Origin of the sequence: Candidatus Protofrankia californiensis (genome assembly GCF_900634765.1) — a bacterium.
GTDB classification, from domain to species: Bacteria; Actinomycetota; Actinomycetes; order Frankiales; family Frankiaceae; genus Protofrankia; species Protofrankia californiensis.
On the sequence record NZ_CAAAFT010000122.1, the window covers coordinates 1 to 9,723 of the forward strand.

At 68.0% G+C, this 9,723-nt stretch carries 9 protein-coding genes and 1 pseudogene; 7 read left to right on the forward strand and 3 right to left on the reverse strand.

From position 1 onward, the window contains the following. A partial coding sequence (locus tag DD1DGNOD_RS07240; RefSeq protein ID WP_131769722.1) for a serine/threonine-protein kinase occupies positions 1 to 501 on the reverse strand: 501 nt, incomplete at its 3' end. A 263-nt stretch (positions 502 to 764) separates the two neighbouring features. On the opposite strand from DD1DGNOD_RS07240, the gene DD1DGNOD_RS07245 reads away from it, so the two are divergent. Both DD1DGNOD_RS07245 and DD1DGNOD_RS07250 read left to right on the forward strand, forming a co-directional pair. Further along, positions 765 to 2,009, forward strand: coding sequence for a hypothetical protein (locus tag DD1DGNOD_RS07245; protein WP_131765830.1), 1,245 nt, complete (start codon positions 765 to 767; stop codon positions 2,007 to 2,009). Between the two features lie 216 nt (positions 2,010 to 2,225). After that, the gene (locus DD1DGNOD_RS07250; RefSeq protein WP_131769720.1) at positions 2,226 to 2,861 is read left to right on the forward strand and encodes a GAP family protein; all 636 of its coding nucleotides are present in this window, start codon (positions 2,226 to 2,228) and stop codon (positions 2,859 to 2,861) included. Between the two features lie 61 nt (positions 2,862 to 2,922). Here the strand turns inward: DD1DGNOD_RS07250 and DD1DGNOD_RS07255 are convergent, their stop codons facing one another. Then, positions 2,923 to 3,963, reverse strand: coding sequence for an LLM class flavin-dependent oxidoreductase (locus tag DD1DGNOD_RS07255; protein ID WP_131769721.1), 1,041 nt, complete (start codon positions 3,961 to 3,963; stop codon positions 2,923 to 2,925). Positions 3,964 to 4,170: 207 nt separating this feature from the next. Beyond that, positions 4,171 to 5,175, reverse strand: a complete 1,005-nt coding sequence (locus DD1DGNOD_RS07260; protein WP_131765833.1) for an Acg family FMN-binding oxidoreductase — start codon at positions 5,173 to 5,175, stop codon at positions 4,171 to 4,173. An 88-nt stretch (positions 5,176 to 5,263) separates the two neighbouring features. Here DD1DGNOD_RS07260 and DD1DGNOD_RS07265 point away from each other — a divergent pair, with 88 nt between their 5' ends. From DD1DGNOD_RS07265 to DD1DGNOD_RS26645, 5 genes and pseudogenes are all read left to right on the forward strand, one after another. After that, positions 5,264 to 5,899, forward strand: a complete 636-nt coding sequence (locus tag DD1DGNOD_RS07265; RefSeq protein ID WP_131765834.1) for a response regulator transcription factor — start codon at positions 5,264 to 5,266, stop codon at positions 5,897 to 5,899. Between the two features lie 191 nt (positions 5,900 to 6,090). After that, positions 6,091 to 6,984: a universal stress protein gene (locus tag DD1DGNOD_RS07270; RefSeq protein WP_241255527.1), complete on the forward strand. Its 894-nt coding sequence runs from the start codon at positions 6,091 to 6,093 to the stop codon at positions 6,982 to 6,984. Positions 6,985 to 7,092: 108 nt separating this feature from the next. Next, a complete protein-coding gene (locus tag DD1DGNOD_RS07275) occupies positions 7,093 to 8,499 on the forward strand; it encodes a cytochrome ubiquinol oxidase subunit I (protein WP_131765835.1) in 1,407 nt (468 codons plus the stop codon). Positions 8,500 to 8,523: 24 nt separating this feature from the next. After that, complete coding sequence (gene cydB / locus DD1DGNOD_RS07280) at positions 8,524 to 9,519, forward strand: cytochrome d ubiquinol oxidase subunit II (protein ID WP_131765836.1); 996 nt, start codon at positions 8,524 to 8,526, stop codon at positions 9,517 to 9,519. Further along, a pseudogene (locus DD1DGNOD_RS26645) lies at positions 9,506 to 9,723 on the forward strand (thiol reductant ABC exporter subunit CydD); the annotation flags it as partial. The gene cydB and the pseudogene DD1DGNOD_RS26645, both read left to right, overlap by 14 nt.

Here is a 9,723-nt window from a genome sequence, read left to right on the forward strand (position 1 = left end):
GGAGTCCAGCGCTCGGGCGATCCCGAAGTCGATCACGCGGGGCCCGAAGGGGGAGAGCACCACGTTGGACGGCTTGAGGTCACGGTGCACGATGCCGGCGCTGTGGATCGCGGTCAGGGCCGCGGCCACGCCGACCGCGAGCTGCTCGAGGTTCGCCGCTGACAGCGGGCCGCTCTCGGCGACGAACTTCGCCAGCGTCCTGCCCTCGATGAACTCGGTGACAAGGTAGGGCTGCTCGGCGTCGGGCTCGGCCGCGAGCACCTCGGCGGTGCACACCCGGGCGACCCGGCGGGCCGTTTCGGCCTCCAGGCGGAACCGCGAACGGAACTCGTCGTCGTCGGCCACGTCGGCGCGGATCACCTTGATAGCGACCAGCCGGCCGGTTTCGGAGCGCCCGAGGTAGACGGTTCCCATCCCGCCCTGGCCGAGCTTGCCCAGCAGGGTGTAGGAACCGAGCTGGCCGGGGTCCTCCGGACCCAGCGCAACGGTCTGTACACCCATGGCCGCGGTCTGTACACCCATGGCCGCATCCGGCAGCGCCATCCTCTGATCCACCCCCACAGCGGGTTCCCTCCCGGGTTCGGCCCGCAGCATGCTGTCCACAGTGGCCGGGTCCGCAAGCGCTCGGACCAGCTTCCCCCGGTGCCTGCGGGCATGCGGTAGGAGTTGTGGTCGTGTGCCTTTTGGCCCACCTAAAACTACTCCGCCGGTCGTATCGCTGACTCGCGGCTTTCCCATTCGACGGGGCATGGCATGCTGCCGGTATGCCGCAGCCGCGACGATTGTTTCCGGTAACCGCCTATGCACTCGTTGCCGTGATGGCTGTCGTCCTGCTGTTGACGCCGGGGTGCGGCAGTTCGGATTCGCCGGGCGCCCCCGCCGCCAACTCACCCGCGCCCACACCGACAGCGGACCCCACCGCGCCGGTATGGGGCTTCCTCCGCTCGGACGAGGCCGCGCCCGCCATCGGCGTCCCGCGGGTGCCCGCGAGTGAGGTACAGGCCGGTAGCTGGCAGTTTGCCGCGGCCACCAGGCAGGCTCGGGCGACGGTGATCCGCCGGGAGACGGGTCGCTACAGCGTGATCTTCCCCCGCGTCGGGGTGCCCGGTGGCCGGGGCGCCGCGGTCGTGTCCGCAGTCGGTGACGCACCGGTGCACTGCCATACCGAGAACTGGGCACCGTCGGGCCTGGACGAAGAGGTCACCCTGGCCTGCCGATCACTCACCGGGGCCTATGTCGACTCCCGTTTCACCGCGTTGTTCACGTTCGCGCCGGCGTCCCATCGTCCGAATCCCAGCGAGCCGTATGCCTATTTCCGTGACGACGCGCCGAGCCAGCAGCAGGTCCGTCCGGAAAACAGCTACAGTCTCGCCGGCCCCGGCACCATCGAGATCAACTGGACCGGCATCGGCCACTACTCGATCGACCTGATCGGCGCTCTCTACGCCCGTACCGGCAACAACCTCCAGGTCAACGCGGTCGGTTCCACAACAGTGGGCTGCAGTGCGCTCGGCCGGGAGGTGCATCCCGACCGTCAGACCATCTTCGTCGGGTGCGCGGACGGGCAGACGTGGACGGACGCGCCGTTCGTCGTCGTGTACGGCAACCAGCACACGGTGATTCCCGTGGAGAACGCGGCGTTCGGGCACTCCTTCTCCGGGCTGGAGGAGGAGGGGACCGGGAAGATCCTGCAGCCGCCGCTGGAGCGGACCGTCGACGTGTGGCCTCGGTACTCCGCCAACAGCGCGAAGAAGACGAACACGATCCGTCATGTCTCGACCGGTATCTATGAAGTCGTCTTTCCCGGTGTCGGCCGGGCGCCCGACCATGTTCAGGTCACGCCTTACGGCGAGCCGACCCGCCGCTGCGCGATCGCGGGATGGACGTCGCCCCCTGCCGGGGAAGCTGGGGACGTGACGACGAAAGTCGTCTGTTTCGACCCGGACGGTAGCCGCGCCGACTCCCAGTTCAGTCTCGCCTACGTCAGCACCGCGGCCCTGGCGTCCTGACCCGGCACACCACCTGTCCCGGGTGAGGCCGCGAACCGGTCGCGACCGGACAGTGGACCGGTGGCACCAGGTGCGTCGGTACACCGGTCTGCGCGAAGGGAGCATGATCGCGCCGCTTTTGCCCCTCCAGTGGCCCAGTGACCTGGGCCTCCGGCTGCGCGAGAAAATCATGATCGCGCAGCCTTTGGCCCTCCAGCGAGGAGAACGGAGCGGCCTTTGAGCTTCCAGATACTCCCACTCGCCATCACGATGATGGCTGGACCGCAGATCATGTCGGCGATCGTCTTCGTCACGACCGAGAAGGCGATCCGGTTGTCCCTCGCCTTCCTCAGCGCAGTGGCGATCGCAACTTCGCTGGGTGTGGCCATCGCCACCGGCCTCGCGTCGCTGGTGGGCAACGGAGTCTCCCTGGATGACTCCGACAGGGCGGACTCGGCCGCCAGCATCATCCAGATCGTGCTGGTGGGCCTGCTGCTGGTGGCGGCCGTGCACAGTTATCTGGGGCGCAGGACCGCCGAACAGCCGAAGTGGCTCGGCGCGCTGGTCACGGCGGATGCGAAGAAGGCGTTCGAGACCGGATTCCTGCTGATCCTGCTGTTTCCGTCCGACATCGTCGTTCTGTTGACGGTGGGCGTGAACCTACAGCGAGCCGACCCTGCGCTGGGCGTGGCCCTGGCGTTCATCGCAGCCACGGTCCTGGTCGCGGGGCTGCCGTTGCTGGCCTACCTGCTCTTCCGCCGGCGAGCGGAAAGGGCGATGCCCAAGGTCAGGGACTGGATGAGCGCGCAGAGCTGGCTGGTCAACATAATCGTTTATGCCTTCTTCATCGTTCTGATCCTGTCGAGCGGTTGACGATCCATCCCGAACACAGGTAGGCCGACGGCCCGTCAGCGGCCGCCGACGGAGTGGGAGGTCATGCGGACAGGGGCTGGCGCGGGACGGCGAGTTCCGCGAACTCGGCGATCAGTTCATAGGAGCGGATCCGGGCGGCATGGGGGTGGACGTTCGTCACGATCATGATCTCGTCCGCGTTCGTCGCGTCGATCAGAGCGTCCAGGCTGGCGCGGACCGTGTCCGGTGATCCTACGATGTGTGAGGCGGTCGCGTTATCGGCGGCGGCTTGTTCGGCGGGCGTCCAGGGATATGCCGAGGCTTCCTCGGGAGTGGGAAACACCTCCGGGCGGCCGCTACGCATCCGCAGCATCGCCAGCCGGGTCGGCCCGGCAAGCCACTGCGCGGTCTCGTCGGTGTCCGCGCACACGACGGCGGCGGCGACCATGGCGTAGGGCCGGTCCCGCCCCGGGGACGGCCGGAACGTCGAGCGGTACAGCTCCAGCGCCGGGAGGGTGTTTATCGAGCTGAAGTGGTGCGCGAAGGCGAACGGAAGGCCGAGGTACCCGGCGAGCTGCGCACTGTACCCACTGGAACCGAGCAGCCAGACCGGTGGTATCCCGCTGTGCGGGACGGCGGTCACCATCCGTAGGGGATGGTTGGGGGGAAAGGAGTTGCCGAGGAAGGCGACGAGCTCGGCGAGCTGCTCGGGGAAGTCGTCGGCGGACAACTGCCCGCTCGAGCGCCGCAACGCGTGGGCGGTTGCGGGGTCGGTTCCCGGCGCCCGTCCGATGCCGAGATCCACCCGTCCCGGGAACAGGGCCCCGAGCGTCCCGAACTGTTCGGCGATGACGAGCGGTGCGTGGTTGGGCAGCATGATCCCGCCCGAGCCGACCCGGATGCTCGTGGTGGCGGCGCCGACCTGTCCGATCAGGATGGATGTTGCCGAACTCGCGATCCCGGGCATGCCGTGGTGCTCGGCGATCCAGTACCGGGCGTAGCTGAGCTGCTCGGTCTGGCGGGCGAGGTCGAGGGTGTTGCGTACCGCCTGTACCGGTGTTGAACCGGACACCACCGGCACGAGATCGAGGACGGACAGGGGCAGGGGACGGGAGAGGCTCACATGGGAGGTAACTTCCCGGGCTCGCGGGGATCTTCCCGGACGCCACCCGAAACGCTCCGGGGCCGGTAAGGTATGCGTGCCGGCCGTGACATGGCCCCCGGGCTCACCCCTATGTCGCTGCGAGCGACCACGCGCCGAGAGGCGACCTGCGCGGCCGGCACCCTAGTTCCCCGGTTGTTCCCCGCATCCCGCTCGTCGGAGTTCAGATCATTCGAACCGCAGGATGTCGTTGACCGATCGGCGGGGAGTCGCCTTCAGCGGTTCGGCGTCGGGAAGCGGATAGCCGACCCTTATGATCATCTGGATGTGCCCCAGGCCGCCAACGGAATGCCGCAGGAGCTCCCGGGTCACGTCGAGGTCGACGGCCTGGCCCAGCGGTGACGTCGCGATGCCACGCGCGGTCGCGGTCAGCAGAACCCGCTCCATGGCCTGCCCGGCCCGCAGCCGTTCGGCCGCAGTGTCGGCGTCGGTGCCGATCAGCAGCACGCCGGGGCGTTCCACCCCGGTCTGCTCCAGGTGCAGGCCGGGTTCGCCGACCACGTTGAAGTCGCGGATCGCGAACTCGGACTGCCGCGGCTGATCCGAGCCGATCACCACGTCACGGGGGATGCCGTCCTCGGCGTCCGGGGTCGCCCGGCTCCACGACTCCAGCTCTGTCCGGTAGGCCGGGTCGTGGTTCTCCAGCCAGTCCGCGCGGGCGATCAGGACGCTGGTGTCGATGCGCAGGTCGGTGTCGTCCAGGGACACCAGCCATGCACCCTCCGCCTCGGCGGCCAGCCGTAGCGCCCGCAGGTGCTCCGGTTCCAGCGGGCGAGGGTCGAAGGGCCTGCGGTCGGTGTGCCGATGGTGCGTTGCCGCCAGCAGCGCCTCGTCCTGCGGATCGGCCGGCTGTCCGCCGGTGATGCGAATCGTGGCCAACGGCCCGGCGTCAAGATCGTCACCTCCGGACGGGAAGAGCGTCACATCCGGGACGAGTCCTGCCGCGCGAACGGCGAGGCGGGCGTGCAACAGGGCCGCGCCGCAGCTCAGCAGGAGCTGCCGGCCGTCCGGGTCGGCGATGTGCAGTTGGCGCGAGGTGTCGGCGAAGAGAGCAAGATCATACTCGCCCACTCGCCAGCGCCACGGCTGGGTGTTGTGGATCGACGGGGCTAGGCCGGCCGCCTCGACGATCCTGCGGGCGAGATCCCTGAGCAGGGTGTCGGTGCTAGTCACCCGTACGACGGTAGGCCCTTCGGTCTGTCATGTCCTGATGCCTTCGATCCATGGTCGTCAAGACGTCGCCGCGCGTATCGTCGGTTTGGTGGAGCCTGTCCGCGTTTTCGTTCTCGATGACCACGAGATCGTCCGGCGCGGGATGCGCGAGCTGCTGGAAAGCCAGGGCGACATCAAGGTCGTGGGGGAGGCCGGCCTGGTGGCCGAGGCCCTGCGGCGCATCCCGGCGCTACGTCCAGACGTCGCCATCCTCGACGCCCGTCTGCCCGACGGCAGCGGCATCGACGTGTGCCGCGACATCCGCTCCGGCACACCGGAGGTGCCCTGCCTGATCCTGACATCCCACGACGACGACGAGGCCCTGTTCGCCGCGATCATGGCGGGAGCGGCCGGTTACGTACTCAAGCAGATCAGAGGTAATGATCTCATCGGCGCTGTCCGGACGGTCGCGTCCGGCCAGTCCATGCTCGACCCCGCCGTTACCCAGCGGGTGCTGACCCGGCTGCGTGACGGTGCGCCGGAGGATCGCCTACTGTCCACACTCAGCGAGCGGGAGCGTCAGATTCTCGGGCTCATCGCCGAGGGGCTGACCAACCGCCAGATCGCCAGCAGGATCCATCTGGCCGAGAAGACGGTCAAGAACAACGTCTCCTCCATCCTGGAGAAGCTCGGCCTGACCAGCAGGACCCAGGCGGCGGTCTTCGCCACCAAGCTCGCCGGCTAGGCGGTCCCGCGAAGCCTGCGGGCACGCGAGAAGAATCATGATCGCGTGCCCTTCGGCTGGGTGCTCTAGGGAGCCTCCGGGTATGCGGGAAATGATCGCGTGCCCTTCGGCTGGGTGGCCCGGACACGCGGGACCTTCGGTCCCGTGGTCTACCCGAATCGCTCTCGTTCGCGTCGCCGGGCGCTGCGAGCGTGAACGGTGTGGAGACGACATTCGACATCGTGGTGGGGATCGACGCGTCCGCCGACGCCGAGTTGGCCCTGCGCTGGGCTTTTGCCCATGCCGGGTTGACCGGGACGCGGATACGAGCGGTACTCGCCTGGGGTCCGGGCGGGCGTCCCCGGGTGGTCGACGACATCTCGCCGTCGATCGGGGTCGACGACCTGGAGCATGCGGCGCTGCAGGTGCTGCATGACGCGGTCCGGCGGACGCATCCTGGCGACCTCGCGGTCGATGTCGTCGAACGTACCGTCTACGACGCGCCGTCGGACGCCCTCGTGGAGGAGTCCCGGGACGCGCTGATGCTCGTCGTCGGCGCACGGGGGCTCGCCCGGATGCGTCGGATGTTCGTCGGTTCGGTCACCGCACGGTGCGCGCAGGAAGCACCCGTTCCTGTGGTCGTCGTGCGTGGGCCGGCACCACCTGAGCCGGACGGCCGTCCGATTCTTGTCGGTGTCGACGGCTCGGAAAGCTCACTGGCGGCGCTGCGGTGGGCGGCACTCCAGGCGGGACTACGCCGAGTCCCCCTGCGGGTCGCGCGCTGCTGGCTGCCGGAACCACCGTTCGACCCCGTCTGTCTGCCCGCGTTCGACCCGCCCGCGTTCGACGAGGCGGTCCTGGAAAAGGCCGCCCGTCTCACCCTTGACACGGCGGTCGAGCAGGGACTGGCAAGTCGTACCGATGTTGCCGTCGAAGCCGTGCTGGTGGCCGACTCGGCGGCTCACGGCCTGATCGTGGCCGCCCGTTCGGCCCAGCTGCTGGTGGTCGGTGCCCGCGGCCGCGGCGGGTTCGGCGGGCTGCTGCTCGGGTCGGTCAGCCACCAGGTCGTCACGCACGCTCCGTGCCCGGTCGCTGTCATCCGCTAGACGGCCAAAGGCGGCGCGATCATGTTTTTTCGCGCCGCCGGAGGCCTGCGTTTCCCGGTCGCTGAAAGGAAAACAGATGAACCAGGAACAGACGATCCAGGAACACAGATGAGTCAGGACACGATTGCCCGCTGGCAGTTCGCGATCACCACCGTCTACCACTTCCTGTTCGTCCCGCTGACGATCGGACTGTCGCTGCTGGTCGCCGTAATGCAGACGGCATGGGTCCGGACCGGAAATGTCGAATGGCTCCTCCTGACCCGTTTCTGGGGCAAGTTGATGCTCATCAACTTCGCGATGGGAGTGGTCACCGGAATCGTCCAGGAATTCCAGTTCGGAATGAACTGGTCGGATTACTCGCGCTTCGTCGGGGACGTCTTCGGCCCGCCGCTGGCGATGGAGGCGCTGATCGCGTTCTTCCTTGAGTCGACCTTCCTCGGCTTGTGGATCTTCGGTTGGGACCGGCTGTCCAAGCGCGTCCACCTCGCCACCATCTGGCTGGCCTCGATCGGAACCGTGATCAGTGCGTACTTCATTCTGGCGGCGAACTCGTGGATGCAGCACCCGGTCGGCTACCGGATCAACCCGCAGACCGGGCGTGCCGAGCTCACCTCGATCTGGAAGGCGCTGACGAACCCGACACAGATGGTCACCTTCCCGCACGTGCTGGCCGCCTCGCTGCTGACCGGGGGCGCGGTGCTGGTCGGGCTGTCCTGTTGGCACCTGCGTAAAGGTCAGCAGGTCGAACTGCACCGGCGGGCCGTGCGGCTGGGCCTGGTCGTCTGTGCCGTGGCATCGGTGGGGGTACTGCTGTCCGGTCACTTCCAGGGCCAGGTCATGACCAGGCAGCAGCCGATGAAGATGGCTTCCGCCGAGGCGCTGTGGGACACCGAGAAGAGCGCGGGCTGGTCCCTGTTCGCGTATGGGGACGTCTCCCACGGTGAGAACAAGGTCGATATCAAGATCCCCTACATGCTGTCGTTCATGGCCACGAACTCCTTCACCGCCGAGGTGGAAGGGGTCAACAACCTGCAGGCCGCCGCGGTCGCCAAGTACGGCCCCGGTGACTACACGCCCGTCATGGGTGTCACGTTCTGGAGTTTCCGCATCATGATGGCGTTGGGTGGGGTCTACCTCACCCTCGCGGCCTTCGGCCTGTGGCGGATGCGCGGTGGCCGTCTGCCCGGCGGGCGCTATGCGCTGCTGGCGTTCATGGGTGCCGCTGTGCTGCCGTACGCGGCGAACACCGCAGGCTGGATCTTCACCGAGATGGGACGCCAGCCGTGGGCGGTGTTCGGCCTGCTGCGTACGTCCGACGCGGTCTCGCCGGGAGTCTCCACCACCGCGGTGATCGCGACGTTGGCCGGGTTCACCGTCATCTACGGCTCGCTTGCCGTGGTCGCGCTGCGTCTGTTCCTGCAACACGGCAGGCATGAGATCCCGGCCCTGAGCACGAACGTGACCATCGGTGGCGAATCGCGGCCCGGCGAGGCGCTGCCGTCACTGGCTTACTGACATCCCAGGACCAGGAGTAGGGCGATGCTTGAGGAGTTCTGGTTCGTGCTCGTCGCCGTCCTGTGGGTCGGCTTCTTCGTCCTGGAAGGCTTCGACTTCGGTGTAGCGGCTTTGTTGCCGGTAGTCGGCCGTAACAACGAAACTGACCGCCGGGCGGTGCTCGGCACCATCGGTCCGGTCTGGGACGCGAACGAAGTGTGGCTGCTCACCGCCGGTGGGGCGATGTTCGCCGCTTTTCCGGAGTGGTATGCGAGCATGTTCAGTGGAATGTACCTGGCGCTTTTCCTCGTCCTGTTCTCGCTGATTATCCGCGGGGTTTCCCTGGAATATCGGGGAAAGGCCACCACGGCGGCCGGACGGGCCTGGTGTGACCGCGGAATCACGATCGGTGGAGCGTTGCCGGCGCTGCTGTTCGGCGTCGCCTGTACCAACATGGTCCGTGGCCTGGAGATGACTCCCGACCATGAGGTGACCAGCGGGCTCCTCGATCTGTTGAACCCGTACGGCCTGCTGGGTGGCGTGACCACGGCGTTGCTGTGCACCCTGCACGGCGCGGTGTTCCTGACGCTGAAGACCCGCGGTGAGATACGCGACCGGGCCCGCCGGATAACCCGGGTCCTGATCCCGCCCGCCCTGGCAGCCCTGGCCGGGCTGGCCGTGTGGACGGTCGCGATCCGCGGTGGGATCGCCGTGGCCGCGGTGGGGGCGATGGCGCTGTTCGCACTCGGCTTCGCGGCACTGGCCTGGTTCAACGAGCGGGACGGCTGGGCCTTCACCGGCACGGCCGGTGCCATCGCGCTGCTGGTGACGAGCTGGTTCGTCGCGCTCTACCCCAATGTGCTGCCGGCTCTGGGCACGCCGGAGAACAGCCTGACCATCAGCAACGCCGCGTCCGGGCACTACACACTCACGATCATGACCTGGGTGGCGGTGCTGTTCTGCCCGGTCGTCATCGGTTACCAGGCGTGGTCGTACTGGGTGTTCCGGCGGCGGCTGGTGGGATCCGATGAAGCCGGTTGATCCACGGCTGCTGCGTGCCACCCCCGCCCTGCGCGGTTACCTGCTGCGGCTGGGGGCGCTCGCGGTCGTCTCGGCCGTCCTAGTGATCATGCAGGGGAGCCTGCTGGCCGACGTCGTGGTGAGCGGCCAGCAGGTGGTGGCCGGTGCACTCACCGGGACAGGAGCCGGCATCGCGCTCCTCGTCCTGGTCACCGCCGCCCGGGC